Annotated in this window: 20 protein-coding genes and 2 tRNA genes; 14 read left to right on the top strand and 8 right to left on the bottom strand. The window is 47.5% G+C overall.

Annotation, left to right across the window (positions count from 1 at the left end):
• Nucleotides 1-140 precede the first annotated feature (140 nt).
• Nucleotides 141-1,355 (bottom strand): YibE/F family protein, encoded by a 1,215-nt coding sequence (locus tag ACIHKT_RS06655; protein WP_174192913.1) that lies wholly within the window; start codon nucleotides 1,353-1,355, stop codon nucleotides 141-143.
• A gap of 506 nt (nucleotides 1,356-1,861) precedes the next feature.
• On the opposite strand from ACIHKT_RS06655, the gene ACIHKT_RS06650 reads away from it, so the two are divergent.
• The 5 genes from ACIHKT_RS06650 (at nucleotide 1,862) to ACIHKT_RS06630 (ending at nucleotide 5,119) form a co-directional block, all read left to right on the top strand.
• On the top strand, nucleotides 1,862-2,074 hold the full coding sequence (locus ACIHKT_RS06650) for a ferrous iron transport protein A (protein WP_086036053.1): 213 nt from the start codon (nucleotides 1,862-1,864) through the stop codon (nucleotides 2,072-2,074).
• 11 nt (nucleotides 2,075-2,085) lie between these two features.
• Nucleotides 2,086-2,307: a ferrous iron transport protein A gene (locus tag ACIHKT_RS06645; protein ID WP_086036052.1), complete on the top strand. Its 222-nt coding sequence runs from the start codon at nucleotides 2,086-2,088 to the stop codon at nucleotides 2,305-2,307.
• Between the two features lie 81 nt (nucleotides 2,308-2,388).
• Nucleotides 2,389-4,554: a ferrous iron transport protein B gene (gene feoB / locus ACIHKT_RS06640; protein WP_404352159.1), complete on the top strand. Its 2,166-nt coding sequence runs from the start codon at nucleotides 2,389-2,391 to the stop codon at nucleotides 4,552-4,554.
• 27 nt (nucleotides 4,555-4,581) lie between these two features.
• Nucleotides 4,582-4,734 (top strand): FeoB-associated Cys-rich membrane protein, encoded by a 153-nt coding sequence (locus tag ACIHKT_RS06635; RefSeq protein ID WP_086036050.1) that lies wholly within the window; start codon nucleotides 4,582-4,584, stop codon nucleotides 4,732-4,734.
• Nucleotides 4,735-4,780: 46 nt separating this feature from the next.
• On the top strand, nucleotides 4,781-5,119 hold the full coding sequence (locus ACIHKT_RS06630; RefSeq protein ID WP_086036049.1) for a metal-dependent transcriptional regulator: 339 nt from the start codon (nucleotides 4,781-4,783) through the stop codon (nucleotides 5,117-5,119).
• 392 nt (nucleotides 5,120-5,511) lie between these two features.
• On the opposite strand, the gene ACIHKT_RS06625 is transcribed toward ACIHKT_RS06630, so the two are convergent.
• Nucleotides 5,512-5,598: transfer RNA gene (locus ACIHKT_RS06625), tRNA-Ser, on the bottom strand.
• Nucleotides 5,599-5,803: 205 nt separating this feature from the next.
• Here ACIHKT_RS06625 and asnS point away from each other — a divergent pair.
• The 4 genes from asnS (at nucleotide 5,804) to secF (ending at nucleotide 11,293) form a co-directional block, all read left to right on the top strand.
• On the top strand, nucleotides 5,804-7,198 hold the full coding sequence (gene asnS, locus ACIHKT_RS06620) for an asparagine--tRNA ligase (protein WP_086036048.1): 1,395 nt from the start codon (nucleotides 5,804-5,806) through the stop codon (nucleotides 7,196-7,198).
• 219 nt (nucleotides 7,199-7,417) lie between these two features.
• Nucleotides 7,418-8,695, top strand: coding sequence for an aminotransferase class I/II-fold pyridoxal phosphate-dependent enzyme (locus ACIHKT_RS06615; protein ID WP_086036047.1), 1,278 nt, complete (start codon nucleotides 7,418-7,420; stop codon nucleotides 8,693-8,695).
• 170 nt (nucleotides 8,696-8,865) lie between these two features.
• Complete coding sequence (gene secD / locus ACIHKT_RS06610; RefSeq protein ID WP_086036046.1) at nucleotides 8,866-10,311, top strand: preprotein translocase subunit SecD; 1,446 nt, start codon at nucleotides 8,866-8,868, stop codon at nucleotides 10,309-10,311.
• Nucleotides 10,298-11,293, top strand: a complete 996-nt coding sequence (gene secF / locus ACIHKT_RS06605; RefSeq protein WP_174192917.1) for a protein translocase subunit SecF — start codon at nucleotides 10,298-10,300, stop codon at nucleotides 11,291-11,293. The genes secD and secF overlap by 14 nt, the downstream gene beginning before the upstream one ends.
• Nucleotides 11,294-11,409: 116 nt before the next feature.
• Here the strand turns inward: secF and ACIHKT_RS06600 are convergent, their stop codons facing one another.
• Both ACIHKT_RS06600 and ACIHKT_RS06595 read right to left on the bottom strand, forming a co-directional pair.
• Nucleotides 11,410-12,468, bottom strand: coding sequence for an aldose epimerase family protein (locus ACIHKT_RS06600; RefSeq protein WP_086036044.1), 1,059 nt, complete (start codon nucleotides 12,466-12,468; stop codon nucleotides 11,410-11,412).
• Nucleotides 12,469-12,501: 33 nt separating this feature from the next.
• The gene (locus tag ACIHKT_RS06595; protein WP_086036043.1) at nucleotides 12,502-13,461 is read right to left on the bottom strand and encodes an ROK family protein; all 960 of its coding nucleotides are present in this window, start codon (nucleotides 13,459-13,461) and stop codon (nucleotides 12,502-12,504) included.
• A 224-nt stretch (nucleotides 13,462-13,685) separates the two neighbouring features.
• On the opposite strand from ACIHKT_RS06595, the gene ACIHKT_RS06590 reads away from it, so the two are divergent.
• The 5 genes from ACIHKT_RS06590 to ACIHKT_RS06570 all read left to right on the top strand — a co-directional run bounded on the left by ACIHKT_RS06590 (nucleotide 13,686) and on the right by ACIHKT_RS06570 (nucleotide 16,860).
• The gene (locus tag ACIHKT_RS06590) at nucleotides 13,686-14,363 is read left to right on the top strand and encodes a sugar transferase (RefSeq protein ID WP_236858919.1); all 678 of its coding nucleotides are present in this window, start codon (nucleotides 13,686-13,688) and stop codon (nucleotides 14,361-14,363) included.
• A 56-nt stretch (nucleotides 14,364-14,419) separates the two neighbouring features.
• Nucleotides 14,420-15,229: a polysaccharide deacetylase family protein gene (locus ACIHKT_RS06585; RefSeq protein ID WP_174192919.1), complete on the top strand. Its 810-nt coding sequence runs from the start codon at nucleotides 14,420-14,422 to the stop codon at nucleotides 15,227-15,229.
• Nucleotides 15,230-15,298: 69 nt separating this feature from the next.
• Nucleotides 15,299-15,385 (top strand) — tRNA-Leu (locus ACIHKT_RS06580).
• 158 nt (nucleotides 15,386-15,543) lie between these two features.
• Nucleotides 15,544-16,116 carry a TetR/AcrR family transcriptional regulator gene (locus tag ACIHKT_RS06575; protein WP_236858917.1) on the top strand — a complete coding sequence of 191 codons (573 nt, stop codon included), beginning with the start codon at nucleotides 15,544-15,546 and terminating at the stop codon, nucleotides 16,114-16,116.
• A gap of 69 nt (nucleotides 16,117-16,185) precedes the next feature.
• Nucleotides 16,186-16,860 carry a hypothetical protein gene (locus tag ACIHKT_RS06570; protein WP_174192921.1) on the top strand — a complete coding sequence of 225 codons (675 nt, stop codon included), beginning with the start codon at nucleotides 16,186-16,188 and terminating at the stop codon, nucleotides 16,858-16,860.
• A 193-nt stretch (nucleotides 16,861-17,053) separates the two neighbouring features.
• Here the strand turns inward: ACIHKT_RS06570 and ACIHKT_RS06565 are convergent, their stop codons facing one another.
• The 4 genes from ACIHKT_RS06565 to ACIHKT_RS06550 all read right to left on the bottom strand — a co-directional run bounded on the left by ACIHKT_RS06565 (nucleotide 17,054) and on the right by ACIHKT_RS06550 (nucleotide 23,240).
• Entirely contained in the window at nucleotides 17,054-19,402 is a 2,349-nt protein-coding gene (locus tag ACIHKT_RS06565) for a hypothetical protein (RefSeq protein WP_174192923.1), read from the bottom strand.
• A gap of 445 nt (nucleotides 19,403-19,847) precedes the next feature.
• Nucleotides 19,848-21,395, bottom strand: a complete 1,548-nt coding sequence (locus ACIHKT_RS06560) for an alpha-amylase family glycosyl hydrolase (RefSeq protein WP_404352149.1) — start codon at nucleotides 21,393-21,395, stop codon at nucleotides 19,848-19,850.
• Between the two features lie 48 nt (nucleotides 21,396-21,443).
• A complete protein-coding gene (locus tag ACIHKT_RS06555) occupies nucleotides 21,444-22,337 on the bottom strand; it encodes a carbohydrate ABC transporter permease (RefSeq protein WP_174192925.1) in 894 nt (297 codons plus the stop codon).
• A gap of 18 nt (nucleotides 22,338-22,355) precedes the next feature.
• Nucleotides 22,356-23,240, bottom strand: a complete 885-nt coding sequence (locus tag ACIHKT_RS06550) for a sugar ABC transporter permease (protein WP_236849747.1) — start codon at nucleotides 23,238-23,240, stop codon at nucleotides 22,356-22,358.
• Nucleotides 23,241-23,269: the final 29 nt, after the last annotated feature.

Here is a 23,269-nt window from a genome sequence, read left to right as displayed (position 1 = left end):
TGTAATATTGTAATATTTCCATTTATAATGTTGAATATCTAAAATTTCAGTAGTGATTTTATAACAGAAGCCAGTAAGGTTAGAAATCTTCAATGAATGCAATATTGAGATTTTCGTTACCCTGGAGAGGGAGGCTGATTTTACTTATTTATTATTTTTATGGTGGAAATGATATGTGATTTGTTTGGCTTTTCATCTGTGCTTAACTGTGTCTGCAAGTGTTCCTTTTTTTCTAGGTGATTCCCATTAGATGATTTGAATAAGTAAGCCGATATTACGGTTGTAAATGGAATCGTAAACAGCATACCGAGACTTCCAATTAAAGACTGAAGAATCTCTACGATAATTTCTTCTTTATTAAGTAGTTGAAGAATAGGATAATTGGATACGGCATAAATCAATACGGTGATTAAACTGCTGCCAATATACGCAAGAATCAATGTGTTTGTCATCGTTCCCATGATATCTTTGCCAATTGTAAGTCCAGATTGAATTATTTGAATTTTTGTCATGCCAGCTTTATTATTTTGTATTTCTTCCAGTGAAGATGCAATTGACATCGCAACATCCATTGTTGCGCCTAGGGCACCAATGGTAACCATTGCGAAAACGATGGCTTTTAAATCCAATGGACATTCCATAAATGTTTGCTTTAAACGGGAGGTCTGATCATTATAATATCCGGTTAATTTCATAATTCTTTCCATGATGATATAAATGGTTGCTGAGAATGCAACACCACCGGAGCAACCAATGATAGAAGCTAAACTTTTTTTGTTAATACCACCTGTAAGTATGTATGAAACGATTATAATATAAATGCAAATTACAATTGGTGAACAGTAAATATTAAATCCAGCCATAATACATGGAATGAACACCAAAAAGATGGCAAGGCAGGTTAGTGCGAGAGAAAGGATTGTCATTAATCCTTTTTTTCCTCCAAAGATAACAATCAGGCCAACAAAGGCGATTAATAGCCAAATAATTTGTTCCAATCTGTCATAATTTTCAAATGCATATTCAGTAGAACTGCCTGCAGATAGTTTGCCAAGAACTACTTTATCATTTTGATGAACCTGTGGGGGCATTGTATCATTGTGTTTATAAGCGTACTGAGTTGCATGGACAGAAGTTCCTTTACCTTTTCCAGAGGTAATAACACACGTGAATTTTACAACATTGGTGCTGGAATCTGTTTGATTTGGTGTGATAGAATCAAGCTTTATGACTTTTGCAAAGACCTGATCCTTTATCTCTGATTCAGAGTCTGATACGGTGATGTTCAGTGCATGCGAGGTTGCAAATTTGTTACCAATACATAAAAAAAGTATGGAAAATACAGAACAATCCACATCACTTTACTTTGACTAACCTTCATTTTCGTCACATCCTTTTCGTGTAATCCTATGCTTGTACGAAAGGGGATATGCAGTACCAAATTTAAGTCATGATCGGGTTTGCGTATGAAAATGATAAAGCAAGGAGTAGTAACGGTGTAAATCAACGATCACTCGGTTTTGTAACACGTTGTACACGCAGACAAATGGCAGTAGGTAGCACAGACGTTTTCTTGCATATGTCATACTATGACGAATTTGTCGACAAACTTTTAAAAATTGATTTTATGTAGATTTAAAACATCTATGCCAGAAATTTTAGGAAGGAAGAGATTTCCTTTATAAAAGCAGCTTATATTCAAATTAGCATAAACCCGAAATCTTTTAAAAAATTCCAATAAAGTCTTGACAATTTCAGTTAGCGGTGGAAAACTGTTGATGTTCAACGGTTAGTGTACGATAATCTTTATTTTTGATATTCAAGTTAGCTAACGCTAATTTCATAGGGAGGTGTGGTAATAATGATGCCATTATCCATGGCAAAGCCGGGCGAACCGGTGACAATCCGCCGGATTGGCGGCAAAGACGAGGTGCGTCAGCATTTGGCGGAGCTTGGTTTTGTGGTGGGCGGAGAAGTGATGGTGGTTAATGAGCTTGGCGGTAATCTGATTTTACAGGTAAAGGACAGCCGCATTGCGCTGGACAAAACCATGGCAAATCGAATTCAGTTTTAGGGGGTAGAAAAATGAAAACACTAAAAGATGTTAAGGTAGGAGAATCCGCAACTGTGCAAAAACTGCATGGTGAGGGTGCTGTAAAACGTCGCATTATGGACATGGGGCTTACCAAGGGTACGCAGCTGACGGTTCGTAAGGTTGCGCCGCTTGGTGATCCTATGGAACTGCACGTGCGTGGCTATGAGCTTTCCGTACGGAAAGCAGACGCAGAGATGATTGAAGTCGAGTAAAGCATTGTAAAAACAGCGATACGAGTTAGCAAAAGCTAATAAAGCTAGCCTATGCTAAAATATTTTTGAGGAGGAAAGTAAATGGCAGTTACAATTGCGCTGGCAGGCAACCCGAACTGTGGCAAAACAACGCTTTTTAATGACCTGACAGGCTCCAATCAGTATGTCGGCAACTGGCCGGGTGTAACAGTGGAAAAGAAAGAAGGGCACCTAAAAGGGCATAAAGATGTAGTCATTCAGGATTTACCAGGTATCTATTCGCTTTCACCGTACACGTTGGAAGAAGTGGTGGCACGTTTTTACTTGGTCAATGAAAAGCCAAATGTCATTCTCAACATCATTGACGGAACCAACATTGAGCGCAACCTGTACCTGACGACGCAGCTGCTGGAGCTGGGAATTCCGGTGCTGATTGCAGTCAACATGATGGATTTGGTGGAGAAAAGGGGCGACACCATTGATACAGATAAGCTTGGCGCGGAGCTTGGGTGTGAAGTAGTCGAAATCAGCGCGCTGAAAGGCCGCGGCGGAGAAGAAGCCGCTGAAAAAGCAGCTTTCCTGGCACTGAAGAAAGCGGATTTCAACAAAAGACCGCACGTCTTTACCGGCAGCGTGGAACACGCGATTGCACATATTGAGGAATCGATACAGAGCATGGTAAATGACCAGAATCTGCGCTGGTACGCCATCAAAGTTTTTGAACGTGACGAAAAAGTGCTGGCGGAAATGAAATTTGATGGAGAGTTGAAACAGCATCTGGAACAGCACATCAAAGACTGTGAAACGGAAATGGACGATGACTCTGAAAGCATCATTACAAACCAAAGATATGCTTACATAAAAGGCGTTATTGAAAAGTCGGTAAAGAAAAAACCAGTCAAAGGTAACCTAACCATTTCAGATAAAATCGATAAAATCGTTACGAACCGTGTGCTTGGCATTCCGATATTCCTTGGCATCATGCTTCTTGTTTATACCATTTCGATGGGTACCGTCGGCAAGCTAGTTACTGACTGGACAAATGATACCCTGTTTGGCACAATCATTCCTCCAGCGGTGCAGGGATGGCTTACCTCCATTGGCTGTGCTGATTGGTTGAACAGTTTAATTGTTGACGGCATTATTGGTGGTGTTGGTGCGGTGCTTGGCTTTGTTCCGCAAATGCTGATTTTATTCTTAATGCTTGCCATTCTTGAGGATATTGGATATATGTCTCGCGTTGCATTCATTATGGACCGCATTTTCCGCAAGTTTGGTTTAAGCGGAAAAAGCTTTATCCCGATGCTGATTGCTTCCGGCTGTGGTGTGCCGGGTATCATGTCCAGCCGCACCATTGAAAATGACCGTGACCGTAAAATGACCATTATGACGACTACCTTCATTCCGTGTGGCGCAAAAATGCCAATTGTGGGCCTGTTCGCTGGCGCACTGTTTGGCGGCAATCCATTCATTGCCATGTCCGCGTACTTAATTGGTGTTGCTGCAGTTGTCATTTCCGGTATTCTGCTGAAAAAGACAAAGCCCTTCGCGGGCGACCCGGCACCATTTGTTATGGAACTGCCTGCCTACCATGTACCGAGTGCCAAAAACGTTTTGCACGCCATGTGGGAGCGCGGCTGGAGTTTTATCAAGCGTGCCGGTACGGTCATTTTTGCAGCCTCCATTGTGCTTTGGTTCCTGCAGGGTTTTGGCTTCACAAACGGTCAGTTCGGCTTGGTCGAGGACAACAATACTTCTCTGCTGGCTTTAATCGGTCAGGCAATCGCATTTATTTTTGCACCGCTTGGCTTTGATTCCTGGAAAGCGACCGTTGCTACCTTCACGGGCCTGATTGCAAAGGAAGAGGTTGTGGGTACATTCGGGGTTCTGTATGGTGGCATTGACGTCGAAAATGGTACCCAGCCCATTTGGGGTGCGTTAGCTCACGATTTCACGCAGCTTTCTGCGTACAGCTTCCTAATTTTTAACCTGCTGTGCGCGCCGTGCTTTGCAGCGATGGGTGCCATTAAACGTGAAATGAATTCCGCTAAATGGACCATGGGCGCAATCGGTTATATGTGCGGCTTTGCCTATGCCATTTCCTTGATTGTGTATCAGCTTGGGATGTTGTTCTCTGGCGCAGGGTTCTCGGTTGGTACAGTTGCAGCCATTGCTATCCTAGTATTTTTGGTTTATATGGTTGCACGTAAAAATAAATATAATGATAACGTTTTAACAATGAGTTCTGTGGCTGCTGCCGCAAAGTAAGACAACAGAACAAAGGAGGGAGTTTGTATGAATCTTCCTACACTAATCGGGATTCTAATCATCGTGGCGGTGGTTGCTGCCATTGTCGCCAAAGGTGTTTGGAACAAAAAACATCATAAAGGCGGTTGTGGCTGCGGTTGTGACCACTGTCCAAACGGTGGTGCTTGTCACACAAAATAACCAAAGCGGGCTTATGCCCGCTTTCTTTTTAGGAGAGAACTGATTTATGGAAGAACTGACCAGTACTCATCTGCGGTATCTGCTGGCAATTTATCAGATTGCTAAGTTGGAGCGGGATGTCTGTTCCACAAGCATTTCACAGTTTTTAAATGTCAGTGGTCCCTCGGTCTCTCGAATGCTGGGGGTGCTGACACAGAAGAAACTGATTGCAAAAATGCGGTACAGCAAAATTTATCTGACAGACAAAGGCTTTCTGCTGGCGCGTGAATTGGACAAAAAAGTAACCTTGCTCAAGGAACGTATTCCACGAATGGGCATTCCAATGACAGAAGAAGAAATTGAGCAGGTGGCATTTGCACTGGCGGAGCTTATCGCCAACAGATGAGCGCAGACCAGTGCCGTCAGGAAATCCTTAAAAATACGGGCATTATGTATGATCCATCTAATGAATCAAAATAAGTTGAAATGCATAGAGAATAGCTTTGTTTCTCTGATTCATTGACAACTTTATGACATGTAAATTAACTTTAAATGACTAACACTCTGATCAAACAAAAAGCTAGGGAACCCGCAAGTTTCTTAGCTTTTCCTGCTTTTATTATACTATGAATAGAATAAGACGAAACAAATAGATAAAAGCCCTGCGAGTTGATGTGGTTGCTACCGTGATTCAAAAGAGTGGTCTTACTCATACTATCTCTTGCTATCTCTTATTAATAAAAAAATCCAAAACCACTATTCCGTTCGGCAAAAACAAAATAGGGTTTTGGATATGAGTGGCGGAGAGGATGCGACTCGAACGCACAATGCCTTGCGGCACACCACATTTCCAATGTGGCTCCTTACCAATTAGAATACCTCTCCAAGTGGTAAAAATGTTGCTTTTTATCAGTGACTCAATTATTATAGCATACATTTTAAAGAATGCAAGACTTTTTCCGTGGAAAAACAGATTTTTTCTTTTTTTATGTGAAAACTTGCACCGGAGCGCCGCCTGCGGTAAACTGTTTTGTGTAGAAACTAGATTTTATATGCCTGCCTTTTTGGCCGGTACAGGAGGAAACACAAATTGGAACGAGTAAAAACAGCACAACTCTATCAGAATGCGGAGGCGTTCAGCGGCAAGGCCATCACTGTCTGCGGTTGGGTGCGCTCTGTACGGGACAGCAAAACACTTGGTTTTATCGACCTGAATGACGGCAGCTGCTTTAAAGGACTGCAGGTTGTATTTGAAGCGGACAAAGTGGACAACTTTGCGGAAATAGCGAAATTCAATGTTGGCTCGGCGGTCTGTGTGACCGGCCAGCTGCTTTTAACGCCGCAGGCGCGACAGCCTTTTGAGGTGCACGCATCATCGGTTCGGCTGGAGGGTGCCTCCACACCGGAGTATCCGCTGCAGAAAAAGCGCCACAGCGTAGAGTACCTGCGTACAATTGCGCATTTGCGCCCACGTACCAATTTGTTCTCGGCGGCATTTCGCGTGCGTTCCGCTGCCGCGTATGGCATTCACCGCTTTTTCCAGGAGCGTGGATTTGTATATGTGAACACACCGCTGATTACAGCCAGTGACGCAGAGGGTGCGGGTGAAATGTTCCGTGTCACAACACTGGACCAGACCAACCCGCCGCGCACACCGGACGGCAAAATCGACTTCAGCAAGGACTTTTTCGGCACACCGGCTTCTCTGACCGTTTCAGGGCAGCTGGAGGCGGAGTGCATGGCCATGGCGTTTGGTCAGGTTTATACGTTCGGTCCGACTTTCCGTGCGGAAAAATCCTACACACAGCGCCATGCCGCCGAGTTTTGGATGATTGAACCGGAAATTGCTTTTGCCGATTTGGAAGATGTCATGCAGTTGGCAGAAGCCATGATGAAGTATGTCATTCGCTATGTCATGGATACCTGCCCGCAGGACCTTGATTTCTGTAATAAATTTGTAGACAAGGGTCTGCTGGACCGTCTGCAGAATGTACTGGACCATGACTTTGCGCATGTTTCCTACACCGATGCGGTGGAACTGCTGAAAAAGAACAACGACCACTTCGACTACAAAGTAGAGTGGGGCTGTGATCTGCAGACTGAACACGAGCGCTATCTGACCGAAAAAGTTTTTCAGCGTCCGGTCTTTGTCACGGATTATCCGGCGGGCATTAAAGCTTTTTATATGCGCGCAAATCCGGATGGCAAGACAGTGGCGGCTGTGGACCTGCTGGTGCCGGGCATTGGTGAAATCATCGGCGGCAGTCAGCGTGAAGAACGGCTGGACGTGCTGCAGGAGAAGATGCAGGAGCTCGGTATGAACGAGAAGGAATATTGGTGGTATTTGGACCTGCGCCGGTATGGCAGTGCCTGCCACGGCGGCTTCGGCCTTGGTTTCGAGCGCCTGATCATGTACTTGACCGGCATCCAGAATATTCGGGACGTTCTGCCTTTCCCGCGTACACCCGGCAGTGCGGAATTTTAACGGAAAACTTTTTAAGGACCGCTTCGGCGGTCCTTTTTGCTGCCAAGATTTGCATAAATGACAGGCAATATGACCAAAATTGCCGGTTGTACATCCGAACTTTTCCCACCGTTGTGCAGGAATTTGGATTAAGACTTGCATTTTTATTTCGTTTTCGCTACAATAGGAAAGGTTTATGTACCTTTTGCGATAGCTTGTAATGTAGGGAGTGCATTTTGCGTGGAATTTGGGAAATTGTCAAAAACAGAACTGAAGACTTTGCAGGCACAGCTTGCAAAGAAGTTTGATGCCTGTAAGGCGATGGGGCTCAAACTGAACATGGCGCGCGGCAAGCCGAGCGCAGAGCAGCTGGACCTTTCGCTGGATATGCTGGACCAGATTACCTCACGGTCCAATGTGGTGCTGCCGGACGGCACCGACTGCCGAAATTACGGCCTTGCGGATGGCCTGCCGGAAATGCGCGGTATGCTGGGCAAAATGATGGGACTGCCGGCGGAGAACGTGATTGTCGGCGGGAACTCCAGCCTGAACATGATGTTCGACGCGATTTCCTGCTGCATGACGCATGGCCTGCCCGGCGGTAAGCCGTGGTGCCTAGAGGAACACCGGAAGTTCCTTTGCCCCTCTCCGGGATATGACCGTCACTTCGGCGTAACCGAATATTTCGGCTTTGAACTGATTACAGTTCCTATGCTGCCGACCGGGCCGGACATGGATGTTGTGGAAAAGTTGGTTTTCTCGGACCCTGACATCAAGGGTATTTGGTGTGTGCCGAAGTATTCCAACCCAACGGGCATTACTTATTCAGATGAAACCGTACGCCGCTTTGCCGCTTTAAAGCCGGCGGCGCCGGACTTCCGTATTTTCTGGGACAATGCCTACTGTGTGCATGACCTGACCGATACGCCGGATCATCTGCTGAACCTATGGGACGAGTGCCAAAAGGCCGGCAATCCTGACTTGCCTGTCTTCTTTGCATCCACCAGCAAAATTACATTCCCCGGCGCGGGCGTAGCAGCCATGGGCGCCAGTGACAACAACCTGCAGGTCTTTCGGAAACACTATAAATATCAGACGATTGGTCCAGATAAGCTGAACCAACTGCGGCATCTGCTTTTCTTAAAGAAGGTTGGCGGCATTCCGGCACAGATGTGCCGCCAGCGTGCGATTATTGCGCCGAAGTTCGAGGCAGTCGAACAGATTTTTGAGCAGGAGCTTGCGGGCAAGGGCGTTGCCGCGTGGACAAAACCGAACGGCGGCTACTTTATTAGTGTGGATGTCACGCCCGGCTGCGCAAAGCGCACGGTGGCACTGTGCAAAGAGGCGGGCGTCACCCTGACCGGTGCGGGCGCAACGTTCCCGTACCACAAGGACCCACAGGACAGCAATATTCGTGTGGCACCTACTTATCCGCCGCTGGAAGAAGTCAAACAGGCGGCAAAGCTGTTCTGCTTGTGTGCACAAATGGCGGTTTGTGAAAAGCTGCTGGAATCCTGAAATTTTTCTTTCTCCTCATTTTCGGGCCGCTCCGCTGGAGCGGCCCCTTTTGTAGATGGGTATTTTATACTGAAAACGTTGACTTTCCCATATAAAATTACTATAATAAATTTGCTACGTCTGTGAAACTGGCTTTTTCGCAGAAAAAAAGCAAATTGGAGGACTTGCGCATGAAGCGAGCACGAAAACCCATTTTTTTCATCGTCGCAATCCTCATCTTGGCCTTTACGTTCGTTTCCATTTCGGGCGTTTATTCGTACAAAGGCGATACCAAAACGACCTACGTTAAGGGCGTTGGGGATATCAGATGGGGTATTGACATACGGGGCGGTGTAGAAGCAACTTTCGCCCCTGAGTCCAACGGAAAAGCGGTGACGAAGGACCAGATGGATTCTGCAAAATCCGTTATTGAAACACGTATGGTGCAGAACAACATTACGGACTATGAACTGTACGCCGACTACAGTCAAAACCGCATCATTACCCGATTCCCATGGCAGAGCGAAGAAAAGAACTTTGACCCGGAATCGGCACTAAAAGAACTTTCCGCTACTTCGGTTTTGACTTTCCGTGAGGGTAGTGAGTACACAAATACCGCAACCGGCAGTGACGGCAAGGCGGTTTACACAACGCCGAAAGGAACGACTGCAAAAAACATCTTCCTAAAAGGCAGTGATGTCAAGTCCGCCCGGGCGGGCGTGACACAGGACTCCACTTCCGGCCAGTCCTCCTATGTGGTGGAGCTGGAGCTTACCAGCGACGGCGCCAAAAAATTTGCGGACGCGACCAAAAAGGTCGCTAATGAAGAAAGCACTTTGTCTATCTGGATGGACGATACCATGATTTCTTCCGCTTCTGTGGACAAGGCCAAGTTCGGCGCAACCGGTATTACCGGCGGCAAGGCGGAGATTTCCGGCAACTTCACTTCGGAAAGCGCCACTAAGCTGGCAAATCAGATTAACTCCGGTGCGCTTCCCTTTAAGCTGACGGTCAACAGCTTCAGCAGCATCAGCCCAACACTGGGTACCTCTTCGCTGTATGCGATGGCACTGGCAGGCGTTATCGGTTTCCTGCTGGTGGCTCTGTTTATGATTCTGGTATTCCGTCTGCCCGGTTTTGTGGCCGTCATTTCCTTGTGCGGCCAGATGGCACTATGCTTTGCCGCGGTGTCCGGCTTCTTCCCATTTATGAAGAGCTTTACCATGACACTGCCCGGTATTGCCGGTATGATTCTTTCCATCGGCATGGGCGTGGATGCCAACATCATTACGGCAACCCGTATTAAGGAGGAGCTGTACGCTGGCAAGTCGCTGGACGGCGCCATTACCGCCGGCGACAAAAACAGCTTCTGGGCTATTTTCGATGGCAACATTACCACCATTCTGGTCGCTGTCATACTTATGCTGGTGTTTGGACCGACGAATATTTTGTCTGGTTTGTTTGGCGCCAGCACCACCGGTTCCATTTACTCCTTCGGCTATACGCTGCTGATTGGCAATATCGGCAACTTCATCTTCGGCGTGTATACCAGCCGCGCAATGACACGGTCGCTTTCCGCATTCAAACCCCTGCGCAAAAAGTGGCTTTACGGAGGTGCGATGCATGAAGCAGTTTAAGATTCATTTCAGTAAAAACCGCCGGATTTATTACGGCATTTCCATCGGCGTTATCCTGCTGGGTATTATCTGCAACTGCATTTTTGGTGCCCAGCTGGACATTGAGTTCCGCGGCGGTACACAGCTGAAGTATTCCTACACGGATACTTCAGGCGCGGCGCAGCAGGCGGCGGTGGAGAAGGTTGTAAAGGATACGGTCAAGCAGGACGCTTCCGTTCTGCTGAATAAGAATGTAAAGGATTCTTCCGGTACCGGAACAACCAACAATATCACCATTGAGCTTGCCGGCACAAAGGCGATTTCCGTAGAGATGCAGCAGCAGATTGCAAAGAACCTGCAAAGCAAATTTACAAACAGTAAGTTTGCTTTGGTAGAGTCCAGTTCCATTAACCCCTCCATGGGACAAAAATTCTTTGTCAAATGTTTGGTGGCGGTTGCCATTACCATGGCGCTGTTGCTGCTGTACATTACCATTCGGTTTAAAAAGATTGGTGGTACATCAGCCGGTGTTATGGCCATCATTGCGCTGCTGCACGATGTATGTATGGTGTACTTCACCTTTATTTTCTTCCAGATGCCGATTAACGGCAACTTTATCGCCGTTGTGCTGCTGATTCTCGGTTACTCACTGAATGATACGATTATTGTCTACGATCGTATCCGTGAAAATCGCAGCGAAATGCCGGCTAAGACGCCGATTGGCGAACTAGTGGACCTCAGCATTAACCAAACGTTGACGCGCTCCATCTTCACGGCACTGTGCACGGTAATGGTTATCGCATGCCTGTGCGTGGTCGCTGCCTATTATCAGCTGGCCAGCGTCACAACACTTGCACTGCCGATGATGATTGGTGTTATTTCCGGCTGTTATTCCTCCGTGTGCATTGCCGGTCCGCTGTATGTCGGCTGGAATGAGCATAAGGACAAAAAACGGAAAAAAGAGAACGCTGCCAAGGCACAGGCTGCCAAAGCAGAAGAATAAAGAAGCACAGCAACGCATTTTTGCCGTGTATCTCAAAAATCCCGCTGAACAGAAAAGCATCTGTTCGGCGGGATTTTTATATCTCTCTATGTAAAATCATTTAGGGAAAAGCAGTTTTATTTGATAAGTTCAAACTTATAAATGGTACGGCTGCGAAATGTCTTTCCGACCGACAGCAGCGTGGAGGGGAACTCCGGATAATGCGGACTGTCCGGAAAATGCTGTGTTTCCAGACAGAAAGCGGTATGCGGAAGCATTGGCGAGCCGTCGCGGTTCAGCGAACCTTCGTTAAAGCAGTTGGCAGTAAAAAGCTGCATACCGGGCTGATCAGTAAAGACAAGCATACGGTGACCGGAAGAAGTATCGGTGGCCTCGGCGACTCTGCGGAAACCAGTGCCGTTCAGCACAAAGCAGTGGTCGTAGCCGCCGCAGGAACGCAGCTGCGGCTCCTCTCGGTTTATATCCTGCCCGATTGCTTTCCCGCCACGAAAATCCTCTGCGGTGTCCTCTATGGGCAATAACTGACCGGTAGGGAGCAGGTCCTTGTCCACTTCCAGACAAGTGTCAGCGTCTATGATAAGGTCGGTTTTCAGTACATCTTTTTGGCAGCTGCCGCTGAGGTTAAAGTAGCTGTGGTTTGTCAGATTCAGATAAGTAGCACGGCTGCTTTCCGCACGGTAATCAATCATAACGGCGTTGTCGGTTGTCAGACAGTAGGTGACACGGACGTTGCAGGTGCCCGGAAATCCCTGCTCACCGTCGCGACTTTCGTAAGTCAGTGTAATGGAAGGTGCGTCGTCATTCGCTTCTTTGCGGCGGCAGCGCCATACACGGGTTGAAAATCCCTGTGGACCACCGTGCAGCGTTGTGCTGCCCTCATTTTGCGCCAAACGGCTGGCTTTTCCAGCAATGGTAAAGGAGCCGTCCGCAATGCGGTTAGCATAGCGGCCCATCACAGCACCCAGGTAGTCACCGGGCTGTGTGTATTCCTCCAGTGTGCGGTGACCAAGCACCATTTCTTCCGCGTCACCGTTGCGTCCCGGCATTTGCAGGGACTGAATGCGTGCACCATAGGTGAGTACAGTCAAAGAAGCGCCGGATGTATTTTTTAGGGTATAGGCTTTTACCGGTGTATGGTCTGGCAGCACGCCGAAAGGCATATCTGTAATACTCATTTTTAAGATTTCATCCTTTCGCTGCACTGTCTGTCAGGCAGTCCCAAGCAGAGCAGCACCGATAATACCGGCATCGTTACCTAGTTGTGCAATGCACAACTGGGTGTGAGGGCCGTTTGGCACCAGGAAAGTTTCTTTGTTCACAAATGCCTGCAGGGGCTTCAGCAGGTAGTCTTTTTCGTTGCAGATACCGCCGCCGATGCAGACACGGTCCGGCTGAAAAATATTGATGCAGTTGACAAGACCGGTGCCAAGGTCACGGATAAAGCAGTCAACAGCTTTCTGGCCCAGCGGGTCGCCTGCGCGCATGGCGTCAAAGGCGGTGCGGCCGCTTACTTTGTTTAGGTCATTTCCGGCCAGCTGCCAGATAGGGGAGGAGTGGTCGGAAGAAGTCTGCATGATTTCCTGTGTCGTGCGGATAAGACCAGTGGCAGAGGCGTAGGTTTCCCAGCAGCCATGCCGCCCGCAGGTGCAGGACCGGCCATCGGCTTTGATGACTTGGTGGCCAAGTTCACCGGCTGCACCATTGCAGCCAGAGTAAATTTTTCCATCGATCAAAATACCGCCGCCGATGCCGGTGCCCAGCGTGATGGCCAGCGCATTTGCGGCATTCTGCAGTGCGCCCGCTTTATATTCGCCGAAAGCCGCCGCATTGGCGTCGTTTTCCAGCAGGACACGGCGGCCGTTCAGCCGTTGACTGAGCTGGTTTGCCAGTGGGTAGTTGTGCAGGTTCAGATTGCCGGAGAAACCGACAATTCCGTGCATACTGTCAATGCTTCCGGGAGAGCCAACGCCAATCCACGGTACATCTTCCAGCGTCAGGTGTGCGGCCCGCAGGGCCTGCAGCGCTGTGTTGGCCAACTGCTCCGTTAGTTCTTCTTCCGGACAGGGGACACGTGTGTGGCTTTTGGCACTGGCTACCATTTTGTAGTTTTCATCAATGATGCCGACGGCGATATTTGTACCGCCTAGGTCGATTCCCAGATAATACATAAAAAAGTATCCTCCTTACAGCCATGTCATATTCTGCGGCGGGCTGTATTTACTGCCGCGTACTTTACACTAGTATAGTCCGTTGGCGAATGAAAGTAAATATCTATCAGAAAAGCAGCAGAAAAATTGAATCACTGCGGCGCAGTGTGCTATAATATTTTAATGTCTTATTTTTGAGATGATATGGCCAGAGAAAGTAATACTGAACGAAATGAGGGGTTCCTTTGCGCTTTGAAGACCTGCCTGCATGGATGCAGAACGCGGACACAAAAGCCTGTTTTGAAAAGCTGCGGCAGCACCGCGGAACGCTTGCAGCTAAGCGTTTATTTGATATTGTGGTTTCTTTTTTGATACTGGTGATTTTGTCACCGCTGCTGTTGATAACGGCCGCTGCGGTAAAATTGGACTCCAAAGGACCGGTGTTCTATCGGCAGGAGCGTGTTGGCCGCTATGGAAAACCGTTCCGTATCTATAAGTTTCGTACCATGGTGCAGGACGCGGATAAAAAAGGATTGCAGATAACTGTTGGACAGGACCCGCGCATTACGCGCGTTGGCCGCGTTATCCGTAAATGCCGTCTGGACGAGTTTGCACAGGTGCTGAATGTGCTGGACGGCACGATGAGTTTGGTCGGTCCCCGTCCGGAAGTACCGAAGTATGTAAAGGCATATCAGCCGGCCTATCTGTCCACACTGCTGGTACGGCCGGGCGTGACGGCACCCAGCAGCATTCACTTCCGCAATGAAGACGAGATTTTGGCGGAGTCGCCGTTGGACCCCGAAACGACTTATATTGAGAAGATTCTGCCGACCAAAATGCAGCTGAACCTGCAGTATATGGATTCCATTTCGGTAGGAAATGATATTAAAGTCATGGTTCAGACAGTGCGCGCTGTTTTTTGAGTGCATATTTTCTGCTTCCCCCGCATAGAGTTCCTGTATAAAAGGGAGGAGTGGGCGTGTATTTCATCTGGAAAAAGCGAAACATTGTGATTGCCCTGCTTGCGGTTGCGGCAGCAGCTGGCCTGCTTTTTACATGGTACGGCCGGCAGGTCAGCGTGGCCGCAGCGGCAAAGACAAAAACGGTCAATCCCAACTGGGGCCTGTCCTTTCCGCAGCCGGGAAAGCAGCCCGTGGGGAATGCCTCTCCGCAGTTTTTGCGGCAGTATCAGGCTTATTTTCTTGGAAATGACAAGGATAAAACACTGTATCTGACGTTTGACGCAGGGTACGAAGCTGGTTATACGCCAAAAATTTTGGATGCCCTGAAAAAGCATCATGTGCACGCTACTTTTTTCGTTGTGGGAAACTACCTGCAAACGCGGCCGGACCTTGTGAAGCGTATGGCGGCGGAAGGACATACGGTCGGCAATCATACGTGGCACCACTATGATATGTCGAAAATTTCTGACACGGCTGTCTTTGAAAAAGAACTGCGTTCTGTGGAGGAAAAGTATAAAGAGATTACCGGAAAGCCCATGCAGCGCGTGTATCGGCCGCCGCAGGGCCGCTACAGCGTTGCAAACCTGCAGCAGGCGCAGAAGCTCGGCTATAAAACGTTTTTCTGGAGCCTTGCCTATGTAGATTGGTACAAAGATAAACAGCCAACCAAAGAAGAAGCCTTTAAGCGAATTTTGCCGCGGACTCATCCGGGAGCGGTTGTTTTACTGCACCTCACCTCCAAAACAAATGCGGATATTTTAGATGAACTCCTTACCAAATGGGAACAGATGGGGTATCACTTTGGCATGGTTACAGACCTGCACTAAAGTATAGAAATGCTGCCATGAAAAACTTGCGTTTGCTGCTGTTCTGTGATAAAATAAAAATGTTGTTTTGCCGCTGTGGCGGAATTGGCAGACGCAAGGGACTTAAAATCCCTCGATGGAAACATCGTACCGGTTCAACCCCGGTCAGCGGCACCACCCCGAAAAGCTAGTTATTTTAAGGCTTTCCGGGGATTTTTTATGCCGCGGACATGGTGAATTGCGGAAGATAAAAAAGGATTTATTGTTTATCTAAAGAGAAGCAAATTGACAAACGGCGGGCAGTCTATTATAATGAACATTGTTCAAGTTGGGAGGTGCATACAATCAATATCGCTGTAACATCCAAGTCCGCCATTCTCAAAGTCTGTAGGGACATGGTTTCGGAAAAGGGGCTGTCAGCGCTGAATATGCGCTCGGTTGCACAGGCCTGTCATGTGGCGCTGGGGTCACTTTACAACTATTTTTCCAGTAAAGATGATTTGGTTATCGCAACGATTGAGAGTGTCTGGCAGGATATTTTCCACATGGACCATAAATGCACAATGAATTTGCCGTTTCCCGAATACGTCGGCTGGATTTTTGAGAGCGTTCGGCGCGGCAGCAAAGAATACCCAAATTTTTTAACGGCACATTCGCTCAGCTTTGCAAGCACGGGGAAGAACAAGGCGAAGGATACCATGCAGCATTATTTTTCCCACATCAAAATGGGAATGACGGAAGCATTAAATGCGGATACTGCCATTAGAAAAGACGCCTTTACGCCTGCCTTTACCGAATCTGACTTTATTGATTTTGTGCTTACCAATGTTTTAACAATGCTTATGCAGAAAAAAGGTGACTGCGGTGTGCTGCTTGCAATCATTCGCCGCACCATTTATGCTGACTGAGTGCCCGCCAAACGGCGGGCTTTTATACAAACAAATATGAACATCGTTCAAATTGAAAGGAATGGTACCATGCAGGCTATTTTTGAAACACTTTTTGATATTGCTTATTTAACTACTGTTATTATCCTGGGAGTTCTGATGATTCGGGGAAGCGCGGGGAAAAAGCAGTTCTTGCTTTTCGGAATTATGGCGATAACGCTCGGCTGCGGCGATGCCTTCCATTTGGTGCCGCGTGCCATTGCGCTCTGCACCACCGGTCTTGCAAGTTACACGGCTGCGCTGGGCATTGGAAAGCTCATTACTTCCATCACGATGACCATTTTTTATGTTCTGCTCTATTATGTATGGCGTGCACGGTATCAGGTATCCGGCAAAGGCGGGATTACAACGGCGGTTTGGATGCTAGCGCTTTCCCGCATTCTTCTCTGCCTGATGCCGCAAAACGCATGGACAAGCGCCCGTGCGCCGCTTTCTTGGGGGATTTACCGCAACATTCCTTTTGCGCTGTTGGGGGCACTGATTGTTGTGCTGTTCTACCGCAGTGCAAAAGAACAGCGGGACCGTCCATTTCGTTTTTTATGGTTCACTGTGGTGCTGAGCTTTGCCTGCTACATTCCGGTCGTGTTGTTTGCAGATGCGGTTCCGGCTATTGGTGCCCTTATGATTCCGAAAACCTGCGCCTACGTTTGGACAGTTCTTATTGGTTATGAGGCAATGAAAGGGAGTAAAATAGAAAAAATTTAAATTTCTTTGGATTATGCAGTTGCTGCTATGGTGGGCGGCGTGTTTTACCGGCGCGATGGTACTTAGCAAAGTACACATGCACCTGTTTTTGATATCTCTGAAGAATACGGCGAAAGATTGGCACAGACAAAAAAGGGAGCGTAAATCCAGAACTTGGATTTACGCTCCCTTTGGATTATTCAAAATAGATAATTTACTGAACGGTTGTAGAGTATAGGCAGAATTTTGTTCCCACTATGTTTGCGTACAGCCCGGTACGGCCCTGCCTTGCGGCTGTAAAGCCGTAATAATAAATATCTGTTTTGCCGTCTTTACTGACGGTGGGTGCGCCGCCATTTTTTGCCCGTGTCAAGGCAACAGCGCCGTTTCCGGCAGCATAGCCGCCGACCTCGGTGCCGTGTGGAACCGTCAGCTTGGCAAAATAGGTTTGGCCGGATTCTTTCACAACGTCCGAACCGGTGTCACAGGTAAACGGACGATTGAAATCCAGCTTGACCGTGAACAACAGACTGGCGGTCCCGTTTTCTCTGACATAAATGCCGGTTTTATCGCCCGCGTGGTTTTGGCTGTAGGGAATGTACAAACTTTGCTCGGCGGTCTGCGTGTCTGCGGACCACCTTACAAAGGGTGCATTTACGCTGGCGGTTTTGCCGTTTCCCTGCACAATCTGCTGCAGAGGAAATGTACTGAAGGTGCGGAAATTTATAATCTGTCCGGGCCAAACGCTCACGGTTCCCGTGAGGTCCGAGGAAGGGACGGCGGAAACCTTTGCCTCGGAAATGAAAAACTGCCCAAGGGAGGAGGTGCAGAAAGTAAGCTTTCCGTTTTGGATGCGGACATTCTGTATTTGCTGTGCGGTGCCGTCTTCTGCAATGCGCCAGCAGAGTGTCCGCAGCGGCGAAATGCCGGACGGAATCGGAAGGGAGAGGACAGCCGTGTCACCATTTAGGCTTTCCTGTGCGCCGTCTTTTATCATCGAAACGTCGTAACAGACAGCACTGGAGGAAACCGCCTGTGCAGACAGAGAGGAGGGAAAAGTATCCACGGCGGAAGACACATTGGTCTGCAGGACGGAGTGGGCCGCTAAGGACTTCCAAACCATGCTTACACCGGTCTTTTTGTCCGACATGGTGACGGTACCCTGCAGCTGATAGATTCGGCTGCTGCTTTGGCCGTCCTCCTCGTCCGCCCATGTAATTTTCCCGTCATAAAGAATGGGCTGTGAACCGCCGTGGTACATATTGGATGCGCTGCCCGGCCTGCCGATGGAAGACGCCGGTGCAAGCTGCTTTCCACTGGAGTTTATGAGCATATATTTTGTGGTATAAGACGGACTGCCGCCGGAATTTTGTACTTCTGTATACAGAATGAGAAACAGATCGTCGTTGATTTTGACAAGCCGCGGGTCGTCAATGTCTAAACCGGATGCTTTGGGGTTGTTGTTCGTGAGCCATTGGAATGTGGACTGCGTGCCGTCCTTGGAAACTTTAATCAGGTACAGGTTCTGATTTGTTACGCCACTTTTGGACCAGCCGATCACGCCGCAGACAGCCTGATTATGCGGAACTGAGGTGCCGACAATCAGGTCATTATTCCTGCCAAGTTCAAAACCGTTTACCTGTGTATCGGTGCGGCTGATGCTGGTATCGCCCAGAAAAGTAAAAGGTTTTGTAGAGGAGTAGTAGATGGGCTGGCTGGTGGTATTGTTCCAGCGCAGTGCTTCTGTACAGATCGCGCGGGGGGAAGCGTCACCATGGCTGACGAATTTCAGCATGCCATTTGTCTTGTCGTACTGAACAAACTGATTAAAAGAATGGCTGTTGTATGGCTGCTCGGACTGACAGGCTTTCATAGTATTGGTGTCCAGATAGAAAGTAAGGTCACTTTGCTGATGTTCCCCTTCTACAGTGAACATCTCTCCGCTCATATATACTACCAGTGTATGGCTGCCCGCTTTGGTCATTCGGCAGTTTCCTTCGTTGAAGGGCGTGCGGATACCTTGGAAAATATTAGCGAATGAAGCCGGAATTTTCGCGGACGAGAGCAGCTTCCAACTGCTGTTGTATTTATCCACTTCCACCGCTGTGATGGCCTGTGATTCGGAGGAGTTGCTTTGTCCGGTTACAACATACAAGTCACCAGTATCCTCATCATGGTAGAAACCGCCAAAAAGGGGAAGGGGCAAACTGACGAATTCCCGGCTGATTTGCTGACAGGCGGAATTGCAGGTGCGAATATCCAGCTGGGGATTTCCAGTTGCCGGGTCATGTGTATTGATGACAATGCGCAGCTGTCCTGCAGGGTCCGCATAGTAATACACCTGGTCCGAATTTGCGTAATACCCGTAATAAGAGGAGCCGTCCAATCCGGCCGTCCGGACAAGCGGCGTAGAAGAAAGAGAGAGATTAGAGGAAACACTCTGCTCGGTTTGGGAAGTGTCTGTATCTGCGGCACTTGCGGGTACAGCGATACATAAAGACGTTATGACTGTCAGTGCAAGCACGACTGAAAAAATTCGCTGCACGGTTTGTTTTTTCGCCATTGCGTATTTCTCCTTTCGGCGGAACTCTGCCTGTAAAAATGCGGAAACATAGGGAGCCGGTGATGCCGCTGTATATGCCGATACACGGAACCGGACCGGCTGACTGGCAGGACCACATAGGACCGTTTGCAGAAAGTATGAGTTCCCGCAGAATTTCTATTCGCCCTCATTATACTGCTTTTTTGACAAAAAAGAAACATGGATTTCATTGGAGCAGCATGGGAAAGGAGACTATCATGCTGTGCAGAGCGGGGTTGTTTGGGGGACATCCATGGGAGGTGTTCCCCGTTTTTATGTCTTTATGAAACGAGCCTTAGAGAGGGGAACAGGCGGAGGGAGCGCGTGTTTCGGTTGTGCCTACAGCATAAAAGCCGGAAGATGACCATTCTCATGGAAATCTTCCGGCTTTTTTATGCTATGTAGATTTTTGTTTGCAACAGTTCTGTCAAATTGAATTCATATGAAATATTGAAAAAGACTGACCTTTCATAGAAAGGTTACCGTTTTCTAATGTGCTGTGACCAAGCTGGAATATCGATTCACCAAGCAGCTTCATCGGTATTGATACCGACCGCCACGACGGATTGACCGCTATTAAAAACTGACCGCGGCGGAACACAAATGGATATTTTCCTTTTTCTGCATAAACGACTTCAAAATTCGGCTGTGCCTGCAAATCTGGATTTTCGTGGCGTAGTTTTAGAACTTTTCGAACCGTATTCAGCAGAGAATTGGTATCCTTGTTCTGGCTTTCCACTGTCGGTGCACAATCTCTTTCATCCACCGGCAAATACAGTTTTTCTTTTTCTGCGGTGGAAAACCCAAGATTCTTTCCATTTGTCCACTGCATGGGCGTACGCGTCCCGGTACGATGATACCCGCCTTCAACACTGTTAAGCCGAAAATACTGTATGCCGATTTCATCACCGTAGTAAATGAAAGGAACCCCCGGCATGGTCAATAGAAAAGCATAGGCAATTTTACATTCCAATTCATCAAAGCCAAGTGTCATGCGGGGGGTATCATGGTTGCAGGTTATCATACTGACGTAACCTGCTGATTCCTCCACATGATATCGCGGCAGATAATCATCCAGAAACTCCATAATATCGCCATTGCCCTGCTTGCTGAAAAAGTTCTGTTGGCTGCCGTCGCTGCCTGTCTTGCGGAATAGTGCATGGTATCCATTTTCCTGATGGTCCAAATAAAAGTCCATATCAAACTGGGCTTTTCCAATCGCCTTAGCAGGGTCTGACCATTCTGATACCATGGCAGCTTCCGGATACTCCCGGTTAAGCATCCCACGGATGTTTCTCCATACTTCGCAGGTTGCCTCTTTATTATCATCGTTTTTTACCAACGAATCCGCCATATCCACTCGGAAACCGTCGCAGCCCGCATCCAGCCAAAAGCGCATTACATCTTTCAGGGCTTCCCGTGTTGCAACGCAGTCAGGCTGGGTGTAATGCATTTGCCATGGTGCGGTTATTTTATTGAACCCATAGTTGAGCGCCGGCTGGGACGAAAAGAAATTCAGCAAATAGCAGCCGTCCTTTTCGCTGACCCCGCACATACTGTTGAATCCGGCGGGGCGGTTCCACACGGAGTCAGTCCAAATATACCGGTTTGTATATTCATTTTGGCATGCTTTCTGGCTTTCCCGAAACCACTGGTGTTTATCAGAGGTGTGACCGGGCACCAAATCAAGCAGGATATGCATTCCACGTTTGTGTGCTTCGTTAAAGCAGTGCTTTAAGTCATCGTTTGTGCCGTAACGCGGGGCAACCTTTTTATAATCACTTATATCATAGCCCGCGTCCATAAAGGGGGATTCAAAGCAGGGGTTAATCCAGATTGCATTGCATCCCAAAGATTTGATATAATCGAGCTTTTCTGTTATGCCGTTTATATCTCCAATACCATCACCATTTGTGTCATAAAAACTTTGCGGATAAATTTCATAAAATACTGCGTCATTCAGCCATTTGGGCATTGAGATTCCTCCATTTGTTCTTTCAATCACTTAATTACTTCTATAAATTTATTCCTTTACAGCTCCAACTACAATGCCGGTAACAAAATATTTTTGCAGGAAAGGATAAATTACAATGAGCGGAATTGTGGACACTACAATTTTTGCAGCATTCAAATTTTTATTGGTCAGTTCAGCAATATTTGTAAGGGTACTTGAACTGGCTCCGGCTTTTAACAAGTCGGCAATATTGACATTCAAAGACTGAATATATGTCATTAGCGGGAAATTGTTTACTTTGGTGATATAAATCAAACCACTGAAAAAGTCATTCCAGCTTCCAACAATGCTGAACAGCGCAATCGTTGCAAGCACTGGCACTGAACAGGGGAGATAGACTTTCCACAAGACCTGCATAGGATTTGCGCCGTCCATCACCGCGGCTTCCTCCAGCGATTTCGGTACACCGGCAAAGAAGTTCATGACCAGTATTACATTGAAAATCGGAACCGCGCCTGGTAAAACCAGAGCCCAAATCGTATTCAGAAGTCCTAAATCTTTTACAAGGAGATAAGTGGGGATCATGCCGCCGTTAAACAGCATTGCAAAAATCAGAAGTTTCATATATGTACCACGTGCATGGAATTCACGCTTTGATTTAGAAAGTGGATAAGCCATCAGCACAATCAGCACCATATTTAACGCAAGCTGCAGGACAACGCGAACGGCTGAGATGAGAAAAGAACGCCAAAACTGGGAATCAGCCAGCATTTTTTGGTAGGGGGCAAGCGTAAAGTCCACCGGAATGAATCCAACCTGATTTCCTGTAACAGCCGCACTGCCGCTAAAGGAAATTGCCACGATATTAAGCAAAGGCAGCAAGCAGGTAAGTCCCATTAAAATAATAATTACATAAATGATTATTTTTCCTGCTTTTGCCCATCCATTGTTGCATTGTTTCATATACCATTTTCCTCCCTTCTAGAAAATACGGGCATCTGTAAACTTCTTGGAAAGTCCATTGACGAAAAGCATCAAGAACATGCCTACGAAAGACTTGAAAAGGCCGACTGCTGTTGAAAAACTGTATTGATGGTTCAGCAGGCCCATCCTATAAACGTAAGTATCGATAATGTCGCCCGTTTCATAGACCATTGGGCTGTACAAGTTATATACTTGGTCAAAACCCGCATTGAGCACATTGGCAATATTCATTACCGAAATCAGCAGAATAATGCTCAGCATACCGGGCAATGTGACGTGCCACGTCTTTTGCCACCAGTTGGCTCCATCAATCGCAGCTGCCTCATAAAGCCCTGGGTCAATCGAGGTGATAGCTGCCAGAAAAACAATAGAGGAATAGCCGAATTCTTTCCAAACATCGGTCATAATCAGCAGTGGCTGAAACAGCGTATTGCTGCCTAAAAAGTTCATTGAACCGATACCGATTTTATTAAGAATCTGATTTACGGATCCGTCAAGGTTGAACATATTGACCACAACTGTCGCAAGAATAACCCATGAAAGGAAATGTGGGAGGTAAACAACGGTTTGTATGGTTTTCTTCATCCAATTTACGCGAATCTCATTGAGCAGTATAGCAAATATAATGGCAAGCAGTGTGGTAAGAAGCATTTTGCCGATAGCGATACACAGCGTATTTCGAATGATTACCCAAATATCCGGCAGTGAAAACATATACTGAAAGTGTTTTAATCCCACAAACGGCGATCCGAAAATTCCCTTGGCTGCAGTGAAATTTTCAAACGCCATGATGATGCCTACCATAGGAATATAACTGAAAACAATCAGGAATATCATACCTGGCAGCATCATGAAGTGAAACATCGCATTCTGCGAGCGCATTCTGCCGGAAACAGCATTCTGCACTTTGG

The organism is Caproicibacterium sp. XB2 (assembly GCF_044880635.1).
In the GTDB taxonomy this organism is placed as follows: Bacteria; Bacillota; Clostridia; order Oscillospirales; family Acutalibacteraceae; genus Caproicibacterium; species Caproicibacterium lactatifermentans.
This window is presented reverse-complemented; position numbering and strand designations above follow the sequence as displayed.

Bases quoted from the DNA above. Each gene is read 5' to 3' on its own strand.
- ACIHKT_RS06650 (WP_086036053.1), top strand. From the start codon at position 1,862: ATGATGCCATTATCCATGGCAAAGCCGGGCGAACCGGTGACAATCCGC.
- ACIHKT_RS06645 (WP_086036052.1), top strand. From the start codon at position 2,086: ATGAAAACACTAAAAGATGTTAAGGTAGGAGAATCCGCAACTGTGCAA.
- feoB (WP_404352159.1), top strand. From the start codon at position 2,389: ATGGCAGTTACAATTGCGCTGGCAGGCAACCCGAACTGTGGCAAAACA.
- ACIHKT_RS06635 (WP_086036050.1), top strand. From the start codon at position 4,582: ATGAATCTTCCTACACTAATCGGGATTCTAATCATCGTGGCGGTGGTT.
- ACIHKT_RS06630 (WP_086036049.1), top strand. From the start codon at position 4,781: ATGGAAGAACTGACCAGTACTCATCTGCGGTATCTGCTGGCAATTTAT.
- secD (WP_086036046.1), top strand. From the start codon at position 8,866: ATGAAGCGAGCACGAAAACCCATTTTTTTCATCGTCGCAATCCTCATC.
- secF (WP_174192917.1), top strand. From the start codon at position 10,298: ATGAAGCAGTTTAAGATTCATTTCAGTAAAAACCGCCGGATTTATTAC.
- ACIHKT_RS06600 (WP_086036044.1), bottom strand. From the start codon at position 12,468: ATGAGTATTACAGATATGCCTTTCGGCGTGCTGCCAGACCATACACCG.
- ACIHKT_RS06595 (WP_086036043.1), bottom strand. From the start codon at position 13,461: ATGTATTATCTGGGAATCGACCTAGGCGGTACAAATATCGCCGTCGGC.
- ACIHKT_RS06570 (WP_174192921.1), top strand. From the start codon at position 16,186: ATGCAGGCTATTTTTGAAACACTTTTTGATATTGCTTATTTAACTACT.
- ACIHKT_RS06565 (WP_174192923.1), bottom strand. From the start codon at position 19,402: ATGGCGAAAAAACAAACCGTGCAGCGAATTTTTTCAGTCGTGCTTGCA.
- ACIHKT_RS06560 (WP_404352149.1), bottom strand. From the start codon at position 21,395: ATGCCCAAATGGCTGAATGACGCAGTATTTTATGAAATTTATCCGCAA.
- ACIHKT_RS06555 (WP_174192925.1), bottom strand. From the start codon at position 22,337: ATGAAACAATGCAACAATGGATGGGCAAAAGCAGGAAAAATAATCATT.
- ACIHKT_RS06550 (WP_236849747.1), bottom strand. From the start codon at position 23,240: ATGCGCTCGCAGAATGCGATGTTTCACTTCATGATGCTGCCAGGTATG.